Consider the following 18,150-nt stretch of genomic DNA (forward strand, 5'->3'; position numbering starts at 1 on the left):
GTTCTGCGAACGGCGCAAATACCTTTTGCGCCCCTCGCCGCTCGGCCGGTGCGCCCGCCGTGCATTGAGGCTGCATCGACCGTACGCCGACCACAGCAGGGCGCGGCTTTATCCGGCCTAATGCGACTCGATGCGACTCGATGCGACTTGATGCGGCCATGCCATCCCTATGGGGCCGCGTCAGCCCTCCAGTTGCGTGATCAGCGGATGCAGCAGACGTGCACCGACACGCGCCGTCAGGCCGTCACGGTCATACGTCGGGTTGTACTCCGCGATATCCGCCACGCGCAGCTTGCCCGAGCGTCGTACCACGCCGATGAGCGCCTCGACCACTTCGAACGCCACGCCATGCGCCGCCGGCGCCGACACGCCCGGCGCCTTCTCGCCCGGCAGCACGTCCATGTCAATGGTCAGATACACGTGGCTCACCGTCGCCAGCTTCTTTTCCAACTGCTCGCACATCTGCGGCAGACGATGCGCGAGCATCGTCTCGTCAAGCCAGTAATCGACGTTCAGCGCGCCCGCGCGCTCGAAAAGCGCTTCCGTATTGCTGTAACGGCTCACGCCGAGACACGCGTAATGGAACGGTGCCCGACGCCCCGCGAGCAGTTGCGAGATCTGCCAGAACGGCGTGCCGGAACTGGCCGTGGGCTGCGCACGCAGATCGAAGTGCGCATCGAAATTGAGAATCAGAATCGGCTCGTCGCGCAGGCGGTCGCCGAAATGCTCCGCAACGCCGAGGAACGTGCCGTAGGCAATCTCGTGCCCACCGCCCAGTACGACCGGACGCGCCCCCGCCGCCAGCACTTCGGCCACGCGATGTCCCAGCGCTGCCTGCGCCGCTTCGAGGCGATCGTCCGCACAGACGATGTTGCCGCCATCGAACACGACAGGCGTGCCTTGCACCGGCAGACTCGCCAGCGCGCGGCGCAGCATGTCCGGGCCGGCAACCGCCCCCGGACGCCCATGATTGCGGCGCACGCCCTCGTCGCTGCAAAAGCCCAGCACCACAGCGCCGCCAGCGATGTCCGAGGCGTCGCTCGCGTCGTAATCGCGCAACACCTGATGCAGACGCAGCGTATGGCCTGCTTCGCCGGTATCCACCCGGCCTTGCCAGACCGTTCGATCGATTGTCATACGTTTTCCTGCCTTGCCTTACCTTACCTGTGTCGTTACCGGATGCCTGCGCACGTTGTTGCGAATGCCACTAATGCCACTAATGCCATCGCCGTGCACCGGCACGATTCACGCGCATTACGCCGATCGCGTGAGCACCGCTTGCAGGAATTCACGCGTACGCGCTTCACGCGGCGCGGTGAAAATCTGCTCGGGCGGTCCGGCTTCGATGATGCGGCCCTGATCCATCACGACAACGACGTCGGCCACTTCGCGGGCGAAGCCCATTTCGTGCGTGACGACCAACATCGTCATCCCATCGTTGGCGAGCGCCTTCATGACTTGCAGCACTTCACCGACCAGCTCCGGATCGAGGGCGGACGTCGGCTCGTCGAACAACATGACCTGCGGCTGCATGGCCAGTGCGCGCGCAATCGCCACGCGCTGCTTCTGACCGCCGGAGAGCGTGCCCGGGTAGACGTCCGCCTTCGCGGCGAGGCCCACCTTCGCGAGCAGTTCGCGCGCCAGCTTTTCGGCGTCGGCGTTCTTCATGCCGCGCAGCTTGCGAGGCGCGAGCGTGACGTTATCGAGGACCGTCAGGTGCGGGAACAGGTTGAACGACTGGAACACCATGCCCACTTCCATGCGCAGATGGTTGAGCGCGTTCTCGCCCATCATCTTGCCGTGATCGACGAGCTTCTTGCCAACGATCTCGATGGTGCCCTGCTCTGCCGTTTCCAGCCCGTTGCAGCAGCGCAGGAACGTACTCTTGCCCGAACCGCTCGGGCCAATGACCACGACGACCTGGCGGGCGTCGACTTCGAAATCGATGCCCTTGAGCACCTGATGGCTGCCATAGGCCTTGCCCAGCCCTTCGATCTTCAGGATCGGGGCGCCGGTGACTTTCTTCACTTCGCTCATTGCACGGCACCTCCGGCACGCAGGGACTTCTCGGCGCGCTGCAACAGCAGCGTGGTAACACCGGTCAAAATCAGATAAACAAAAGCAATCGCCAGATACACTTCCAGCGAGCGATACGACACGCTGATGATCTTCTGGCCTTCATGCATCACGTCGTGAATCGTGAGCAGCGACACGAGGGCGGAATTCTTGATGAGCGCGATGAATTCATTGCCCAGCGGCGGAATCATGCGTACGACCGCCTGCGGCAGAATCACCGAGCGCATGGCCTGACCGTACGGCATGCCGAGCGAACGGGCGGCTTCCATCTGACCGCGTTCGATCGACTGGATGGCGCCACGCACGATTTCCGAGACGTAGGCACCGCTATAGATGCCCAGACCCAGCACGCCGCACACGAACGCCGGCAGCAGAATGTTGAACTGCGGCAGACCGAAGAACAGGATGAAGAGCTGCACGAGCAGCGGCGTGCCACGAATGAACGTGACGTAAGCGGTACAGATGCCGTAGCGAATGCGATTGGCCGGGTTGAGGCGGCCCATGCCGACCAGCAAACCCAGCACACAGCCCAGGGCCAGGGCACAGGCAGTGACTTCGACGGTCACAAGCGCGCCACGCGCCAGGTCCGTCCAGTTTGCCCACACCGGCGAAAAATCGAGTTCCATGCGTACTCCGTCAGTTGCTCTACTGCGCTAATGCCTATGACTTGGGCGGGCGACGTCACCCTGTGATCAGGGATGACGGCCAACCCGCCCGGTATTGCTTTGGTATTGCCTTGCTGTTGCTTTGGTATTGCCCGGATGTCGCCCGGCGTTGCGCGCGGGCGACTGTCTCGACTGCATTACTTCGCGCTACCGAAGTACTTCGTCACCAGCGCAGCGTACGTGCCGTCGGCGCGCACCTTCTCCAGCGCCTTGTTCATTTCTTCGGTCAGCGCCTTGTCGTCCTTGCGCAGGGCGAAGCCGTAGCGCTCGATCGTCAGCGTCTTGTCGAGCACCTTCACGCTCGGATTGGCCTTGGCGTACAGCAGCGCTGCCGGCTTACCGGTCACTGCGGCGTCGGCACGGCCGATCTTCACGAGTTCGAACATCTGGTCGTTCTTCTCGACTTCCACGCGCGAGACCTTCGGATAGTTTTCCGTGAGGAACTGCACCGACTTCGTGCCGACCTGCACCGAGACCTTCTTGCCGTTCAGATCGGCCGGCTCCTTGATGCTGGTGTTATCGGCCTTGACCATAATGGCCAGACCGCCGGTGTAGTACGGGTGCGTGAAGTTCACGGCCTTCAAACGTTCGTCCGTGATGTAGATGGCCGAAGCCGCCACGTCGACACGCTTGGACAGCACTGCCGGGATCAGCCCCTTGAAGTCGATATCCGTCCACTCGACCTTCTTGCCCATCGCCTTGCCCAGCGCTTCGATCATTTCGACGTCGAAGCCCGTACGCTTGCCGTTTTCCACGTATTCGAACGGCGGGAAGGTCGCGTCGGTAGCAACACGCAACACGTCGTCGGCAGCGAAAACCTTGGTCGAGCAGGTGACGGCCAGCGCCATCGTGAACAGGATGTGACGCAATTTCATCTGGTACTCCTTCGTGTAGTCTCAGTTCGGAAAAACCGGTTAAAAGTACTGCAATCGATTCGAAATACGCTCTGCCGCCGCCACCGTGAGGCGGATCAGCTCTTCGTGGCGCTGCGCCACACGCACGGCCGGCGCCATCAGGGTGATGGTGCCTTCCAGACGTTCCTTCGCGGCAAAGACCGGGGCCGATACGCCCCAGACGCCGAAATCCACTTCGCTTTCGGACACCGCATACCGTTGCTTGCGAATCTCCTCGATCTGCGCGATCAGACGCTCCTGCGCCACCGGCTGGCCAGCCAACTGACGGCCGATCAGGTTGTCGCGAGTGGTCTGGGGCAGAAAGGAAAGCAAGGCCTTGGCCGACGCGCCGTGCACCAGCGGATGCGCACGGCCCTTGGCGAACGAGCAACGCAGCGATTGCTCGCTCTCGTGCATGTCGAGACACACGACCTGACCGTTCGCGGCCACGAGCAGACCGACCGTCTCGCCCGTGCGCTGCACGAGGGCGTCGATTTCTTCGCGCGCCTGGGTGACAAGATGCGAGTTGTGGTCGAAACCCCACGCCAGTTGCACGCCCACCGGCCCGGGTTCGTAGAGCGCCTCATGGGCGTGCTCCTGCACCAGGCCCCACTTCTTGAGCGGCACGAGGTGGCGGTAAACCGTGGAGAGCGGCAGGCTCGTTTGCGCGGCGATCTCGCGTGCCGCGATCGGTCGTCCATGACGCGCCACAGTCACGAGGACTTGCAGTACACGCTCGGAGACCGATTGAGCTTCGGTGGTGTCCATCGTCTTCAAAAACCAAAGAAAGCAAAAAATCAGCGGGATGTGCCGCCGATGACGACATGGGCGCTATCTTGCGATGCAATTCCCAAAGTAAAAAATGTAATTCTCAGCAGATGGTAACAAATTGGGAGATTACGCATAGGGATTTTCCCTTACGCATCGCGGGTAGCGGCCATAAAAAAACGCCGAAACCTTTGAAAAACAAGGGTTTCGGCGTTTTTAAGCAAAAACCGAATAAAGCTTCCGATTACCGAATGTGGGTTGCCGTTGACGAATCCCGGCTGTCGGATAGCCATGCGATGAGAATCGGTTTTTGCACTTTCCCAAGTGCGCTCTTGGGCAGGTTCTCAACAATGACAACACGGCGCGGCAATTTGAAGCGAGCGATACGTGTCGCGAGAAAGTCGAGAACGGAGGGTTGCGTGGCGGGCGCCTGCGACGTCGGAACGACGACGGCGACCGGCACTTCACCCCATCGCTCGTCGGGCACACCGACGACCGACGCCTCCATGACGCCGGGACAGTCGACGAGCGCATTCTCGATTTCGGCCGGATAGATGTTCTCGCCGCCCGAGATGATCATGTCCTTGCTGCGGCCGACGACTTCGATGCAGCCATCGTCACGCAGCCGCGCCAGATCGCCGGAGTGGAACCAGCCGTCTTCGAAGCCGGCGTGGCCGGGGGCGCGCCAGTACTCGCGCATCACGTTCGGGGCGCGCACGAGAATTTCGCCGACGTCGCCCGGTGCGACTTCCTGCCCTGCCGCATCGACCAGACGCACTTCCACGCCCGGACACGGGCGTCCCACTGCGCCGGGATGCGCCTTCGCTTCGCCGAAACGCAGCGCGATCGACACCGGACCGGTCTCCGTTGCACCGTACACCTGACCAAGCGGAATGCCACGCGCGTGGAACGCGTCGATGGCCGACATGGGCACCACGCTCGATCCGGCCATCACGCCGCGCAGCGACGAGAGATCCGTCGCCGCCCACATCGGGTGCGTCTGTACGGCACGCAGGGTGGCGGGCACCATCAGCGAGAGCGTCGGACGATGCCGGGCGACGTCCGCGAGCCACGCGGCCGGATCGAAGCGCGGATGCAGCGTGACACTCGCGCCGCGCAGCAGCGCCGGCAACGTCTGAATACAGAGTCCGCCGACGTGAAACATCGGCAATGTCGACAGGACATGATCGTCGGCGCGCATGTCGTGCGACCACCAACTGGCTTCGGCGTTGGCCAGCAGTCCGGCCTGCGTGTGCAGCGCCCCTTTGGGCTCGCCGGTCGTGCCCGACGTATAGGCGAGCAACACGGGGGCATCGGCCGGCACGTCGGGATAGACGACCGGCTTGACCGAAGGCACGGCGATCAGCCCTTCGATGGGGGCGATGGCCGGCGCAGGCAAATCGGTGATGGCGTCTTGCTCCAGCGCGTCGCGAATCTGGCGGGCCGTGTCGCGATGCATGGCATCGAACCAGAGCACGCGCACGCCCGCATGGCGCACGATGGCCGCCAGTTCCGGCACCGCCAGACGGAAATTGAGCGGCAGAAAGATGGCGCCGGCCCGCGCACACGCGAACAGCAACGCCAGTTGCAGTTCGTCGTTCAGACCGAGACAGGCCACGCGCTCGCCCGGCGCAATGCGCCACGTCTCGCGCAGATGGCCGCCAACGCGCTCGATGCGCCGCCACAACGCGGCATAGTCGGTCGTCAGGGCTTGCTCTCCAACGCCGCACCGCAGCGCCAGCCGCTCGGGCGTGGCGCGCGCGTGACAGGCAAGCGCTTCTACAAAAGGCGTCAACTTGTTCTCCGTGACAAGAGAGACGGCGAGGCTATCGTCGCCGCGCCGCGTCGCTGAACCACTGACTTGCTGATGGGCTGCCGACCGAATGTCGTGCGCGCGCCGAAGGGTTGTGCAAGCGCCTTACTCGTCGCGCTCGCCCGGCTCATAGAGCGCTTCGCGGCCGATGCGATCCAGGCACAGCTCGGCGGTCCAGGGCAGCATCAGCGCGCCGCAACGCGAATCGCGATACATGCGCTCGAGCGGCAGCGTCTTGAGCATCGACTGCCCCCCGCACGTGCGAATCGCGAGACGGCACAGCTCGTTGGCATTCTCCATGATCGTGTACTGCGCCGCATAGGCGCGCAGACGCGCGTCCTTGCCGGGATCGGCCCGGCCATCCTGCAACGCCCGCAGGAACAGCGCGCGCGTCTGCTCCAGCATGATGTGCATTTGCGCGACGGCGATCTGCTTGGTCGGGTACATCCGGCGCTTGACCGGCGCCCCCATGCCTTCGGCTTCGCCGCGCAGATAGCGCACCGTGAAATCGTACGCGGCCTGCGCGATCCCCATGTACGTCGGCGCGAGCGTCATGAACATGTGCGGCCAGCGGCTGGCGGCCTGATAGTAGACGCCGCGCGGCATCAGTTGCAGCGCGTCGGCGACGAACACGTCCTTGAAGAGCAGCGTGCGCGAGACGGTCCCGCGCATGCCGAGCGGATCCCAGTCGCCGGTGACGGTCACCCCCGGGGCGTCGCCCGGCACGGCGATGTAGAACGTGTCCTTCATCGACAGCTCGGGTTTGTCTTCCGTGCACAGCACGCCGTAATAGTTTGACGCGCCCGAGAGCGACGCGAAGATCTTGCGGCCGTTGATCAGCCAGCCACCGTCGACCTTCGTCGCCGTCGTGCCGAACGGCGCCTTGCCGGCGGCCGCCGCGCTGCCCTCGGAGAACGGTTGTGCGTAGATCGCGCCGTCCTGAATCACGCGCTCGAAATGATGCTTGCGGTAGCCGGCGTGTTCCGTGCGTTGCTCGGGCGTCATGTCGAGGTCGTCCGCGAGAATGCCGGTCCACATCATCGAGCAGGTGTGCATGTTGAACGTGAGCGCCGTCGCACCGCAGTGACGGCCAAGTTCGGCCGAGACCATCATGTAGGTCGCGAAGTCCGCGCCCAGACCGCCGTCTTCTTCGGGAATGCACAACTTCAGCAGGCCCGCGGCACGCATGTCGTCGTAGTTCTCGAACGGGAACGACGCTTCGCGATCCCAGCGCGCGGCGCGCGGGGCGAGCGACTCGCGTCCGACCTGTTCTGCCAGCGCCAGCAGGCGCCGCTGCTTGTCCGTGAGCGGGTAATGCTCGCCGACGATCGAAGGGGGCTGATAGGCCACGGTAGTCTCCTGATGTGTTCTGGGAATGCGCTTGAGTGAGCGAAGGTGCGCCTGGGATGTCCGATGTACGCCGGGGTGTCTCGCGAGCGCTTATATCCGGGCGAGGAACGCCTGCACCTCGGTGTCGAATGCCGCCGCATGTGTGAGATTCATGAGATGCCCCGCGCCGGGCAGGCAGACGTAACGCGCCTGCATGATGGCGTCGGCCATGCGCGCCATGACCTTCGGCGGTGCGTTGTTGTCGTGCTCGCCCGCGATGAGCAACACCGGCACGCTCAGGCGCGCCAGGGCCGCGCGCTGTTCGAAGCCAACGAGCGCCTGCAACGCCGCGCGATAGGCCCGCGGCGAAACGGCGCCCATCGCCTCGACGGCCAGCGCGTGCGCCTTGCTGCGCGTCGCGTCGTCCGGCTCGCCGAGCATGCCGGGCACGATCGCTTCGGCCATCTCGCGCAAGGTCTTGCCCGCGTCGAGCGGCGCGGTACGCTGGCGCACGAACTCGCGCTGAAAATCGCCGTCCGGTTTACCGAATGCGGCAGACGTGCCGCACAGCACCAGCGCCGCCACATCGCGCGTGAACGGTGCGCCGCGCGCCATCAGTTCCTGTACGACCATGCCGCCCATACTGTGACCGACGAGCACGAAGCGCGAAGGACCCAGCGCATCGAGCAATGCCCGCAGGCTGTCGGCAAGCGCCGCCATCGTCGGCTCGGCTGGCGGGGCGCTGTCGCCATAGCCCGGCATGTCCCACGCGAGCACGCGATAGCCCGCGGCGACGAATGTCTCGAACTGTGCAGGCCAGAGGTCGCGATTCCCGCCAATGCCGTGCAGCAATACGAGCGTGATCGGCCCCTGCCCGGCCACGCGGTACGCGGGGCACGCTGGCGCAGCGGAGGACGTCGGCACGACAACGGATGAGGTTGACGATGCGGACGAAGCGAATGAAGCGCACGGAGCGCACGGAGCGGATGACGCGCACGGGAGTGAAGCGCCGGCGGCCGGCGGAGCAGGCGTCGTCATGCGAATTCGCCCTGAAGTTGTCCGTCACGCACGACAACGTCGCCGTCGAGCGCGATCGTGCATTTGCGTAACGGCAAATCGAAGTGACCCAGCGTGTGGCGCCCTGCCACCTCGTTGGCCCCCGTCGAATAGAGGAAGTTGCCCGCAAAGGCGCGCTGTTCCGTGCCGTTGCAATCGCGCTTGTCGTAGCAGGCGAGCGCATCCCAGCGCGCACGCGGGTTCAGGCCGAAGCCGACGTGCGAGACGGCGTAGGCCTCGCGGTCTGCCCACGCGGAAAAATAGTCGCGCATGAGGTCGACGTCGACGCCCTCGCCGTCGATCGCGACGACGTAATCGTCTTCGACGGTAAGCGCAACGCGCTCACGCAGGTACTGCTTGAAGGTGAGATTGATGTCGCCGGGCGCGAGGACGAGTTGCCCGTTCACGCTGTGCGCGGCAGGAAATGCCAGCGCAAGACCGCCAGGCCAATGCGCCACCTGACCAGGTTTGGCGCACCACCCCCATACACCGCCCACTCGCGCCTCGCGCAGTCCGATGCGCAGGTCGGTGCCCGCCGCGGACGTCACGTGCATTTGTGCTGCACCGCGCAAACGCTTGATGGCCGCGCGCACTTTCGGCTCAAGGGCCGGGTCCGTCGCGCACCGCTCCAGAATCTCGGGATGCTCGTTCGAGACCATCAGCACGCGCGCGCCGCCGCCAAGGATTTCCGGCAGTTCGGGCGCGTGCAACAAGCCTTCGACGGTACAGTCGACCACCAGCGTTGCCGTTCTGAGCGCCGCCACGACGGGAGCCAGTTGACCCAGTGCGTCGCTCGCGCCGGTGGAGCGCACGGGCACCGGGGCCTGCACGCGCGGGCTCGGCACCACCAGCCGGAACGGCCTTGCGCCAAGCGACTCCGCGGCCAGTTGCGCTAATTCCACGTTGACAGGCCGGGATTGCGTTTCGGCTACAATCGCCACCACGTCGCCGGGCCGTATGTCGCAGCGCCGCAAAGTCTCGGCAAATACATCGATCCACTTATGCTCGATTCGCTCGATCAGCATATCGTCTCCTGAGCGCCTGACCCTTGCGCCCCTGCTGGGCTCCGTTGGCCATCACGCGTCTTGTCGATCTGTCGTTCGTGCCATAGTATATGAATATTCATACAAATCAACCCGATCAAATTAGCCGGACGGGAGTGCAGGGAAAGTGAACGCCAAACGCGCCGCAACGCCGGATTTCGACAGCACGGCTTTTCGCAATGCACTGGGTCAGTTTGCGACCGGGGTCACGGTGATCACCACCCGAGCCGAGGACGGTTCGCTCATCGGCATTACCGCGAGTTCGTTCAATTCGGTCTCGCTCACGCCTCCGCTCATCCTGTGGAGCCTCGCCACGCGTGCCGGCAGCATGCCCGTCTTCCGTGAAAATACGCACTACGTCGTGAATGTGCTCGCCGCCGATCAGCTCGACATCTGCAAGCGCTTTGCAACGATGAAGGGCGACCGGTTCGCGGGGGTGCCGTATACGCTGTCCGCCTCCGGAACGCCGGTTCTCGAAGGGGCGCTGGCCTGGTTCGAATGCCACAACCGCAGTCGTTACGACGAAGGCGATCACGTCATCTTCGTGGGCGAGGTCGAGCGTTGCGGCGTACACGCGCAAGCCTCGGATCGCATGCCGCTGATCTTTCACGCCGGCGGCTTTCACAAACCGCAGTCGCTGGGCTAAGACGCGTCATGTCTGCCACGCGATCCGCTTCGGGTACGCCGTTCGTCGACGATTATCTGGCGTACCTGCTTGCCCGAGCGAGCGCGCTCGTGTCCGACGAATTTCACCGCGAAGTCGCTGCGGCCGGTCTCGGCGTGCTGGAGTGGCGTGTGCTCGCCACGCTCTCGGACACCCGGGCGCGTACCGTCAATCAGTTGGCGGACATCGTGCTCGCCAAGCAGCCGACCGTCACCAAGGTCATCGACCGTCTCGAAGCATCGGGTTACGTGGTGCGTGGCGAGAGCGCGACTGACCGGCGTCAGTCGCTCGTCTCGCTCACCGATGCGGGCGTCGCCCATGTTGCCCCGCTGCTGGAGAGCGCCCGCCGTCACGAAGCGCGCGTGCTTGCGCGATTCGGCGAGGCGCAGTCGGCACAACTCAAGGACGCCCTGCGCGAACTCATCCATCAGATGACGCATCGCCGGTCGCTTTAACGCTGCCGCCAGTCCCCGCCCGGCGCCTTACGCCCGACCGCGCCGCCGAATTCCGATGAACTCGCATCGAATTCGACCAATTTCTGGAAAATTAAAATAATCCACCGATAATCCGGCAAAATCGCTTGCCGAATTTCAATCCGACGTTTCACGCCATTCGAATACGCAAGCACCTGCGGCGAGGAATTTCCTAAACTATGTGGGATTTTTCCTTTCATGAATCGCCCTCGCAAGGCGCTTGCGTATGAACGTTTCGAACGCTGCGGATAGCCCCGCGGACCGTCCCCGCACGCACGAGCGTCGCGTATGGGATATCAGTGCACCGCTGAGTGCCGACACGCCCGTGTGGCCGGGCGACACACCGCTTACCGAGGCTCCCGTCTGGCAGATCGGCCCGGGCTGCCCCGTCAACGTGGGGCGCGTCACCCTCTCGCCGCATACCGGTGCGCACGCCGACGCGCCACGTCATTACGACGACGAAGGGGCATGCATCGGCGAAGTCGATCTTCTGACGTATCTGGGGCCGTGCCGCGTCATCCATTGCATCGGCGCGTCGCCGGCGGTCACTCCCGAGATGGTCGAAGCGCATCTGAAGGATGTGCCCTCGCGCGTGCTGCTGCGCACCTATGCACAGGCGCCGGTATCGCGCTGGAACAGCGCGTTCTGTGCCGTGGCCCCCGCCACCATCGATCTGCTCGCCTCGCACGGCGTGACGCTCGTGGGCATCGACACGCCGTCGCTCGATCCGCAGCAGAGCAAGACGATGGACGCGCACCACCGCATTCGCGCGCATCGCATGGCGATTCTCGAAGGGTTGGTGCTCGATGCCATCGAGCCTGCCGATTACGAACTCATTGCGCTGCCGCTGAAGTTCATGCGGCTCGACGCCAGCCCCGTTCGCGCCGTGCTGCGTTCGCTCTGAACGTCGCGGCACGCCCGCTTCTTTTCATCGTTTCCCTTACCAACCAACGCAAACCATGACGTCTTCTCGCAACGATTGTCTGGCCCTCGACGCGGCCGATCCGCTTGCCCCGTTGCGCGCGCAGTTCGACCTGCCGCCGGGCGTGATTTACCTTGACGGCAACTCGCTGGGCGCGCGTCCCATTGCGTCGGCCAAGCGCGCACAGGAAGTGATTACGAGCGAATGGGGTGTCGGCCTCATTCGCAGCTGGAACGAAGCCGACTGGTTCGCGCTGCCGCGCACGCTGGGCGATGCGCTGGCCCCCATCGTGGGCGCGGGCAAGGGCGAAGTCGTGGTGACGGACACCACGTCGAGCAACCTCTTCAAGGTGATGGCCGCCGCGCTCGACGCACAGCGCGTGCGTGCGCCGCAACGCAAGGTCGTCGTCTCCGAGCGCAGCAACTTCCCGACCGACCTGTATATCGTGCAGGGGCTCACGCGTTTGCTCGACGACGGCTACTCGCTGCGTCTGATCGATTCGCCGGACGAATTGCAGAGCGCCCTGGGCGACGATGTCGCCGTGGTCCTGCTCACGCATGTGAACTACCGCACGGGCGCGATGTACGACATGGCCGCGCGCACGGCCGAAATTCACGCATCGGGCGCATTGGCCGTATGGGATCTGTGCCACTCCGCCGGTGCGGTGCCGGTCGACCTGAACGGCGCGAACGCGGACTACGCGGTCGGCTGCACCTACAAGTACCTGAACGGCGGCCCCGGTTCGCCGGCTTTCGTGTGGGTCAACAAGAAGCATCAGGACACGTTCTGGCAACCGCTCTCGGGCTGGTGGGGCCATCGCGCCCCGTTCGCGATGACGCCGGAATACACGCCGGACGACGGTATCGGGCGCTACCTGTGCGGCACGCAGCCGATCGTCTCGCTCTCGCTCGTGCAGTGCGGCCTGGACATCTTTGCGCAGACGTCGATGCAGGCGCTGCGTCGCAAGTCGCTGGCCCTCACGGATCTGTTCATCGAACTGGTGGAATCGCGTTGCGCCGAATTCCCGCTCACGCTCGTGACGCCGCGCGACCATGCGGCACGCGGATCGCAGGTGAGTTTCGAGCATCCGGAGGGCTTTGCGGTGATTCAGGCGCTGATCGCGCGTGGCGTGATCGGCGACTATCGCGAGCCGCGCATCATGCGTTTCGGCATGACGCCGCTGTACACGAGCTTTGCCGACGTGTGGGATTCGGTCGAGATTCTGCGTGACGTGCTGAGCACGGGGTCGTGGGACAAGCCCGAGTTTCATCGTCGTGGCGCGGTGACCTGAGCGAGGAGCTGTCAGTATGAGCAAGACTTCCCCCACGTCCGGCAACCCTGGCGCGCCAGCCGACGAACGCGCCACGCCGGCTCAGGGCGGCTGCCCGTTCGGACATCGGAGCGACGAGACGTCCGGCGCGGCGCCTGCCGCGAAGGACACCTCGCCCGAACCGGCGAATTCGACGCAATGGCACGACGCCAAGCTCGACTTCTCCAAGAGCATGAGCTACGGCGACTACCTGTCGCTCGATCCGATTCTGAATGCGCAGCATCCGCGCTCGACCGATCACAACGAGATGCTGTTCATCATTCAGCATCAGACGAGCGAACTGTGGATGAAGCTGGCGTTGTACGAACTGCGGGCTGCACGTTCGGCCGTGCACAACGACGAGCTGCCTCCGGCGTTCAAGATGCTCGCACGCGTGTCGCGCATCCTCGAACAACTGGTGCAGGCGTGGAGCGTACTGGCCACGATGACGCCTTCGGAGTATTCGTCGATGCGCCCGTCGCTGGGCAGCTCGTCGGGCTTTCAGTCGTATCAGTACCGCATTCTGGAGTTCATGCTGGGCAACAAGAATGCGGCCATGCTTCAGCCGCATTCGCATCGCCCCGATCTGTACCAGCAGGTGGAAGCGGCACTCAAGGCGCCTTCGTTCTACGACGAGGTGGTGCGTCTGCTGGCCCGTCGCGGCTTCGCGATCGCGCCGGAGCGTCTGGAGCGCGACTGGACGAAGCCGACGCCGCACGACAAAAGCGTCGAGGCGGCCTGGCTGGAGGTCTACCGGAACCCGTCGCAGCACTGGGAGCTTTACGAGATGGCCGAAGAACTGGTCGATCTCGAAGACGCCTTCCGCCAATGGCGCTTCCGTCACGTGACCACCGTGGAGCGCATCATCGGCTTCAAGCAGGGGACGGGCGGCACCAACGGCGCACCTTACCTGCGCAAGATGCTCGACGTCGTGCTCTTCCCGGAGTTGTGGCACGTGCGGACTCTGCTGTGACGACAGTGGCGCTGAGCCAGGATCGCCGCACCGTACCGGCAATCGCCGTTGCGCCGTGTTCGGGGCAGCGGCGATTGCCCGTCGATCAGGACTGTCCGCCAAGACGCGCCGCCAACTGTTTCAATCGAGGTCCGATCTCGTCACGAAACACCGAATCCGGAATCGAGGACGACGGCCCACTGCAACTGATCGCGAGCCAGCGATTTTGCCGGACGTCCCTGAGCGGCACCGCCACCGCGTTCACACCCTCGTGCCACTCACGAAACGAGTAGCAGCATCCTTCCCGCTTGTAAGACTCGATGGCTTTATCGACGCCGGACTGCAACGCATCCCATCCGACGTTGCGAAGTGCCGCCGGATTCGCGTCGTAGGCGTCGTGCAGATCCGAGAGCATCGTCTCGCGCTCGGTCGGCGTCATGGCCGCGAGGTAGACGCGCCCCATCGAACTCGTCAACATCGACAGACGAGAGCCGGCGCTCAGGCCAAGCGTGAGATGCGCCGAGTCGCTACGAATCGTCTCCAGATACATCATGTCCAGCCCTTCTCGACACCCCAGCGAAATGGAGCAGCCCATCTCCCTGGCCAGCGCACGCATGTGCGGACGCGCGAGCGTCAACATGTCCGTGCCGTTGAGGAAGGCGTAGCCGAGCGCCAGCACGCCGGCGTCCAGCGCATACTTGCCCAGCTCGGCGTCGTAACGCAGATAACCCAGCTCGGTAAGCGTGTAGGCCAAACGGCTGACAGTCGCCTTGGGCAATCCGGTGCGTGCCGCGAAATCGCGGTTGCCGAGCAAGGTGTCGTCCGGCCCGAAGGCGCGCAGCAATTCCAGACCGCGCGCGAGCGCCGTCACGAACTTGCGCTCGTCGTGCGACGGCGGCACGCCATGCGCCGGTGCACCGGCAAGGGCAGACAGGGTCGTTCGGATCACAGCCATCGCGTACTCCGCTTTTTCGTTTCGCTTTCGATCCCGGGATTTCAGTCCCGAGAAACAGATTCGGCCAGTGTACGCACTAGCCGTTGCCCGGCAAAAAACTTTAGTGTTAAACTAACTTCGATTTCAGAACATTGTTCCGCATTGCGGAACTTTCGTCAAGTTGAACGGAGGAGATGGGTCATGGCAGGCAATGCACAGTTTCACTGGGAAGATCCGCTGTTGCTCGACGCGCAGCTCACTACCGACGAGCGCATGATTCGCGACGCCGCCGCCGCGTATGCGAACGACAAGCTCGCCCCGCGCGTGCTCGAAGCGTTCCGTCATGAGCGCACCGATGCGTCGATCTTTCGCGAGATGGGCGAGATCGGCCTGCTTGGCCCGACGATTCCGGAGCAATACGGCGGCCCCGGCCTCAACTACGTTGCCTATGGTCTGATCGCGCGCGAAGTCGAGCGTGTGGATTCGGGCTATCGCTCGATGATGTCGGTGCAGTCCTCGCTGGTCATGGTGCCGATTCATGAATTCGGCAGCGAAGCGCAGAAGCAGAAGTACCTGCCGAAGCTCGCGAGCGGCGAGTGGATCGGCTGCTTCGGCCTGACCGAACCGAATCACGGCTCCGACCCTGCCGGCATGACGACGCGCGCCAGGAAGGTCGCCGGCGGCTATGAACTGAGCGGCGGCAAGATGTGGATCACGAACTCGCCCATCGCCGATGTGTTCGTCGTGTGGGGCAAGCTCGCCGACGACAACGGCGAGGAAAAGATCCGCGGCTTCATCCTGGAAAAGGGCTGGAAGGGTCTGTCCGCTCCCGCGATCCATGGCAAGGTCGGCTTGCGAGCGTCGATCACCGGAGAGATCGTGATGGATCAGGTGTTCGTGCCGGAAGAGAACCTGATGCCGGGCGTCTCCGGTCTGAAGGGGCCGTTCACGTGCCTGAACTCAGCGCGTTATGGCATCGCCTGGGGTGCGCTGGGCGCCGCCGAATTCTGCTGGCACACGGCGCGTCAGTACGTGCTCGACCGTCAGCAATTCGGCCGGCCGCTCGCCGCCAATCAATTGATTCAGAAAAAGCTGGCCGACATGCAGACGGAAATCACACTGGGCCTGCAAGGCTGTCTGCGTCTGGGCCGCATGAAGGACGAGGGCACGGCCGCGGTCGAGATTACGTCGATCATGAAACGCAACTCATGCGGCAAGGCGCTCGACGTCGCTCGTCTCGCGCGCGACATGCTCGGCGGCAACGGCATCTCGGACGAATTCGGCATTGCCCGTCATCTCGTGAACCTTGAAGTGGTCAACACCTACGAAGGCACGCATGACATTCACGCCCTGATTCTGGGGCGCGCTCAGACCGGCATTCAGGCTTTCTTCTGAGGTATCGAAGCGGCCGCGCGTCGGTTACATCGACACATCGATGCATCGACGCGCGGGCGCATTTGTCCGGTACGCGTCGTTCTCGAGCCGCATGCCGCGGGCCGTCAATCCCACGAGTGACGGCGCGTACCAAACGAAAAAGCCAGCTCATCCGAGCTGGCTGAGCTGGCTTTTTGCCCTCACCGCCGCCGACGGTTTGCTACCGGCTTACTTGTTCGGTTGCGGCGTCAGGCGCAGGTAGGGACGCACGGCCTTGTAGCCCTTCGGGAATTTTTCCTTGAGCACGGCTTCGTCCTTGAGCGACGGCACGATCACGACGTCCTCACCGTCTTTCCAGTTGCCCGGCGTGGCGACCGAGTAATTGTCGGTCAGTTGCAGCGAGTCGATCACGCGCAGGATCTCATCGAAGTTGCGGCCCGTGCTGGCGGGGTACGTAATGATCAGACGCACCTTCTTCTTCGGATCGATTACGAACAGTGAGCGCACCGTCACCGTTTCGCTGGCGTTCGGGTGGATCATGTCGTACAGCTGTGAAACCTTGCGGTCCTTGTCGGCCAGGATCGGGAAGTTGACCGTGGTGTTCTGCGTCTCGTTGATGTCGTTGATCCAGCCCTTGTGCGATTCGACATCGTCGACCGACAGCGCAATGGCTTTCACGTTACGTTTTTCGAACTCGCCCTTGAGTTTGGCGGTCAGACCGAGTTCAGTCGTGCATACCGGCGTGTAGTCGGCCGGATGCGAGAAAAGGACACCCCAGCCATCGCCAAGGTATTCATGAAACTTGATCGTGCCGATCGACGAATCCTGCTCGAAATCGGGAGCGATATCACCCAAACGCAGTGTCATTTACGGTCTCCTTGAAAACCTAAAACTTAGTGGGATCAAGACTAAAGGATGCTAAGCTTAGTCAGAACGAATAAAAAATTTGTTCCAAATAACGTTTCGAAATATACCGTTGTCCTGGTGTTGTTTTCTGACAACGAAGCGTTGAAAGCGGTACGATACGCTCATATCAGCTGCACATCCCTTCCGCATTTTCCTCCCAGAACCGGGTAACGACTATGTCGCAAGCGCATACCAACAAGGAGAAGTTCATGACCGATATCAAATCCGTACTGGCCGACGCCGAAGACCTGCTCAAGCAAGCTGCCAACACGACCGGCGAACGGGCTTCCGAACTGAGCGACAAGGCCCTCGCGCTGCTCAAGCAAGCCAAGGAAAAGGCCTCGGATGTTCAGGTCGTCGTCGTGGAAAAGAGCAAGCAGGCCGCTCGTGCAACGGACGACTACGTGCATGACCACCCGTGGCAGGCTGTGGGCATCGCCGCCGGTATCGGCGTGGTGATCGGCCTGCTGCTCAATCGCAAGTAAGCCTGCACCGACGCAAGCCACTCTCTCGCCTACTCTGCCCGAGGCGGAGCCTGCCTGACCGGTGCGACGGGTCGGGTGGGCCGCCCAGTTCTGCCCATGACCGACAATGATCGCACGACCCCGCCGCGGCCTTCACTGCGGCGCCTCGCCGGTGCGTTGCTCGAGATCGTACAGTCGCGCATCGAACTCATCGGCATCGAGCTGACCGAAGAAAAGGAACGCCTGATGGGCGTGGCTTTTCTCGGCCTCGCCGCAATGCTCTTCGGCGTTCTCGCACTCGTGTCGCTGACCGCGCTGGTAATCGTGATTTTCTGGGACACCTATCGCCTCCAGGCCATGTGCGGCATCTTCATCGTGTATCTCTTGCTCGCAAGCTGGTGCGCCATGCGCGCCCGTAACATTCTGCGCGATGCGCCGATGCCGTTCGAAGCCACGCTGGCCGAGTTCGAAAAGGACCGCGACGCTTTGCGTCCGGACTGAAGGAGATC

At 63.5% G+C, this 18,150-nt stretch carries 20 protein-coding genes; 8 read left to right on the forward strand and 12 right to left on the reverse strand.

All coding sequences use genetic code 11. From position 1 onward, the window contains the following. Positions 1-180 precede the first annotated feature (180 nt). The 9 genes from hutG to AB870_RS16425 all read right to left on the reverse strand — a co-directional run bounded on the left by hutG (position 181) and on the right by AB870_RS16425 (position 9,625). Positions 181-1,137, reverse strand: coding sequence for a formimidoylglutamase (hutG, locus tag AB870_RS16385; protein WP_047905527.1), 957 nt, complete (start codon positions 1,135-1,137; stop codon positions 181-183). 117 nt (positions 1,138-1,254) lie between these two features. Continuing rightward, positions 1,255-2,037: an amino acid ABC transporter ATP-binding protein gene (locus tag AB870_RS16390; protein WP_047905528.1), complete on the reverse strand. Its 783-nt coding sequence runs from the start codon at positions 2,035-2,037 to the stop codon at positions 1,255-1,257. Further along, positions 2,034-2,702, reverse strand: a complete 669-nt coding sequence (locus AB870_RS16395; protein WP_039396703.1) for an amino acid ABC transporter permease — start codon at positions 2,700-2,702, stop codon at positions 2,034-2,036. The genes AB870_RS16390 and AB870_RS16395 overlap by 4 nt, the downstream gene beginning before the upstream one ends. A gap of 176 nt (positions 2,703-2,878) precedes the next feature. Further along, positions 2,879-3,616, reverse strand: a complete 738-nt coding sequence (locus tag AB870_RS16400; RefSeq protein ID WP_053059413.1) for a transporter substrate-binding domain-containing protein — start codon at positions 3,614-3,616, stop codon at positions 2,879-2,881. A 39-nt stretch (positions 3,617-3,655) separates the two neighbouring features. Further along, on the reverse strand, positions 3,656-4,402 hold the full coding sequence (locus AB870_RS16405; protein ID WP_047905529.1) for an IclR family transcriptional regulator: 747 nt from the start codon (positions 4,400-4,402) through the stop codon (positions 3,656-3,658). Positions 4,403-4,646: 244 nt separating this feature from the next. After that, positions 4,647-6,197 (reverse strand): class I adenylate-forming enzyme family protein, encoded by a 1,551-nt coding sequence (locus AB870_RS16410; protein ID WP_047905530.1) that lies wholly within the window; start codon positions 6,195-6,197, stop codon positions 4,647-4,649. A gap of 123 nt (positions 6,198-6,320) precedes the next feature. Then, entirely contained in the window at positions 6,321-7,565 is a 1,245-nt protein-coding gene (locus AB870_RS16415) for an acyl-CoA dehydrogenase family protein (protein ID WP_047905531.1), read from the reverse strand. Positions 7,566-7,655: 90 nt separating this feature from the next. Beyond that, positions 7,656-8,468 carry an alpha/beta fold hydrolase gene (locus AB870_RS16420; protein WP_237169963.1) on the reverse strand — a complete coding sequence of 271 codons (813 nt, stop codon included), beginning with the start codon at positions 8,466-8,468 and terminating at the stop codon, positions 7,656-7,658. 110 nt (positions 8,469-8,578) lie between these two features. Continuing rightward, a complete protein-coding gene (locus tag AB870_RS16425; protein ID WP_047905533.1) occupies positions 8,579-9,625 on the reverse strand; it encodes a 2,5-dihydroxypyridine 5,6-dioxygenase NicX family protein in 1,047 nt (348 codons plus the stop codon). Between the two features lie 145 nt (positions 9,626-9,770). Here AB870_RS16425 and AB870_RS16430 point away from each other — a divergent pair, with 145 nt between their 5' ends. Together AB870_RS16430 and AB870_RS16435 are read left to right on the forward strand one after the other, a co-directional pair. Then, a complete protein-coding gene (locus tag AB870_RS16430) occupies positions 9,771-10,289 on the forward strand; it encodes a flavin reductase family protein (RefSeq protein ID WP_047905534.1) in 519 nt (172 codons plus the stop codon). Positions 10,290-10,297: 8 nt separating this feature from the next. After that, a complete protein-coding gene (locus AB870_RS16435) occupies positions 10,298-10,762 on the forward strand; it encodes a MarR family winged helix-turn-helix transcriptional regulator (RefSeq protein ID WP_047905535.1) in 465 nt (154 codons plus the stop codon). Here the strand turns inward: AB870_RS16435 and AB870_RS26450 are convergent. Beyond that, positions 10,759-10,980 carry a hypothetical protein gene (locus AB870_RS26450; RefSeq protein WP_157112361.1) on the reverse strand — a complete coding sequence of 74 codons (222 nt, stop codon included), beginning with the start codon at positions 10,978-10,980 and terminating at the stop codon, positions 10,759-10,761. The genes AB870_RS16435 and AB870_RS26450 overlap by 4 nt on opposite strands. A gap of 26 nt (positions 10,981-11,006) precedes the next feature. Here AB870_RS26450 and kynB point away from each other — a divergent pair, with 26 nt between their 5' ends. From kynB to kynA, 3 genes are read left to right on the forward strand one after another with little or no spacing between them, the layout of a single operon-like run. Then, complete coding sequence (kynB, locus tag AB870_RS16440; RefSeq protein ID WP_047905536.1) at positions 11,007-11,684, forward strand: arylformamidase; 678 nt, start codon at positions 11,007-11,009, stop codon at positions 11,682-11,684. Positions 11,685-11,739: 55 nt separating this feature from the next. After that, complete coding sequence (gene kynU, locus AB870_RS16445; protein ID WP_047905537.1) at positions 11,740-12,993, forward strand: kynureninase; 1,254 nt, start codon at positions 11,740-11,742, stop codon at positions 12,991-12,993. Positions 12,994-13,009: 16 nt separating this feature from the next. After that, entirely contained in the window at positions 13,010-13,984 is a 975-nt protein-coding gene (gene kynA, locus AB870_RS16450) for a tryptophan 2,3-dioxygenase (RefSeq protein ID WP_047905538.1), read from the forward strand. A gap of 85 nt (positions 13,985-14,069) precedes the next feature. Here kynA and AB870_RS16455 read toward each other — a convergent pair whose 3' ends face one another. Next, positions 14,070-14,918, reverse strand: coding sequence for an IclR family transcriptional regulator (locus tag AB870_RS16455; protein ID WP_237169964.1), 849 nt, complete (start codon positions 14,916-14,918; stop codon positions 14,070-14,072). Positions 14,919-15,098: 180 nt separating this feature from the next. On the opposite strand from AB870_RS16455, the gene AB870_RS16460 reads away from it, so the two are divergent. After that, on the forward strand, positions 15,099-16,292 hold the full coding sequence (locus tag AB870_RS16460) for an acyl-CoA dehydrogenase (protein ID WP_047905539.1): 1,194 nt from the start codon (positions 15,099-15,101) through the stop codon (positions 16,290-16,292). A gap of 207 nt (positions 16,293-16,499) precedes the next feature. On the opposite strand, the gene AB870_RS16465 is transcribed toward AB870_RS16460, so the two are convergent. Continuing rightward, entirely contained in the window at positions 16,500-17,138 is a 639-nt protein-coding gene (locus AB870_RS16465; RefSeq protein ID WP_047905540.1) for a peroxiredoxin, read from the reverse strand. Positions 17,139-17,353: 215 nt separating this feature from the next. Between AB870_RS16465 and AB870_RS16470 the strand changes: the two genes are divergently transcribed. Then, entirely contained in the window at positions 17,354-17,662 is a 309-nt protein-coding gene (locus AB870_RS16470) for an ElaB/YgaM/YqjD family protein (protein WP_157112362.1), read from the forward strand. 96 nt (positions 17,663-17,758) lie between these two features. Beyond that, a complete protein-coding gene (locus AB870_RS16475) occupies positions 17,759-18,142 on the forward strand; it encodes a phage holin family protein (RefSeq protein ID WP_047905541.1) in 384 nt (127 codons plus the stop codon). Positions 18,143-18,150 lie beyond the last annotated feature (8 nt).

Origin of the sequence: Pandoraea faecigallinarum (assembly GCF_001029105.3) — a bacterium.
Lineage (GTDB): Bacteria > Pseudomonadota > Gammaproteobacteria > Burkholderiales > Burkholderiaceae > Pandoraea > Pandoraea faecigallinarum.

Bases quoted from the DNA above. Each gene is read 5' to 3' on its own strand.
- hutG (WP_047905527.1), bottom strand. From the start codon at position 1,137: ATGACAATCGATCGAACGGTCTGGCAAGGCCGGGTGGATACCGGCGAA.
- AB870_RS16390 (WP_047905528.1), bottom strand. From the start codon at position 2,037: ATGAGCGAAGTGAAGAAAGTCACCGGCGCCCCGATCCTGAAGATCGAA.
- AB870_RS16395 (WP_039396703.1), bottom strand. From the start codon at position 2,702: ATGGAACTCGATTTTTCGCCGGTGTGGGCAAACTGGACGGACCTGGCG.
- AB870_RS16400 (WP_053059413.1), bottom strand. From the start codon at position 3,616: ATGAAATTGCGTCACATCCTGTTCACGATGGCGCTGGCCGTCACCTGC.
- AB870_RS16405 (WP_047905529.1), bottom strand. From the start codon at position 4,402: ATGGACACCACCGAAGCTCAATCGGTCTCCGAGCGTGTACTGCAAGTC.
- AB870_RS16425 (WP_047905533.1), bottom strand. From the start codon at position 9,625: ATGCTGATCGAGCGAATCGAGCATAAGTGGATCGATGTATTTGCCGAG.
- AB870_RS16435 (WP_047905535.1), top strand. From the start codon at position 10,298: ATGTCTGCCACGCGATCCGCTTCGGGTACGCCGTTCGTCGACGATTAT.
- AB870_RS26450 (WP_157112361.1), bottom strand. From the start codon at position 10,980: ATGAAAGGAAAAATCCCACATAGTTTAGGAAATTCCTCGCCGCAGGTG.
- kynB (WP_047905536.1), top strand. From the start codon at position 11,007: ATGAACGTTTCGAACGCTGCGGATAGCCCCGCGGACCGTCCCCGCACG.
- kynU (WP_047905537.1), top strand. From the start codon at position 11,740: ATGACGTCTTCTCGCAACGATTGTCTGGCCCTCGACGCGGCCGATCCG.
- kynA (WP_047905538.1), top strand. From the start codon at position 13,010: ATGAGCAAGACTTCCCCCACGTCCGGCAACCCTGGCGCGCCAGCCGAC.
- AB870_RS16455 (WP_237169964.1), bottom strand. From the start codon at position 14,918: ATGGCTGTGATCCGAACGACCCTGTCTGCCCTTGCCGGTGCACCGGCG.
- AB870_RS16460 (WP_047905539.1), top strand. From the start codon at position 15,099: ATGGCAGGCAATGCACAGTTTCACTGGGAAGATCCGCTGTTGCTCGAC.
- AB870_RS16465 (WP_047905540.1), bottom strand. From the start codon at position 17,138: ATGACACTGCGTTTGGGTGATATCGCTCCCGATTTCGAGCAGGATTCG.
- AB870_RS16470 (WP_157112362.1), top strand. From the start codon at position 17,354: ATGTCGCAAGCGCATACCAACAAGGAGAAGTTCATGACCGATATCAAA.
- AB870_RS16475 (WP_047905541.1), top strand. From the start codon at position 17,759: ATGACCGACAATGATCGCACGACCCCGCCGCGGCCTTCACTGCGGCGC.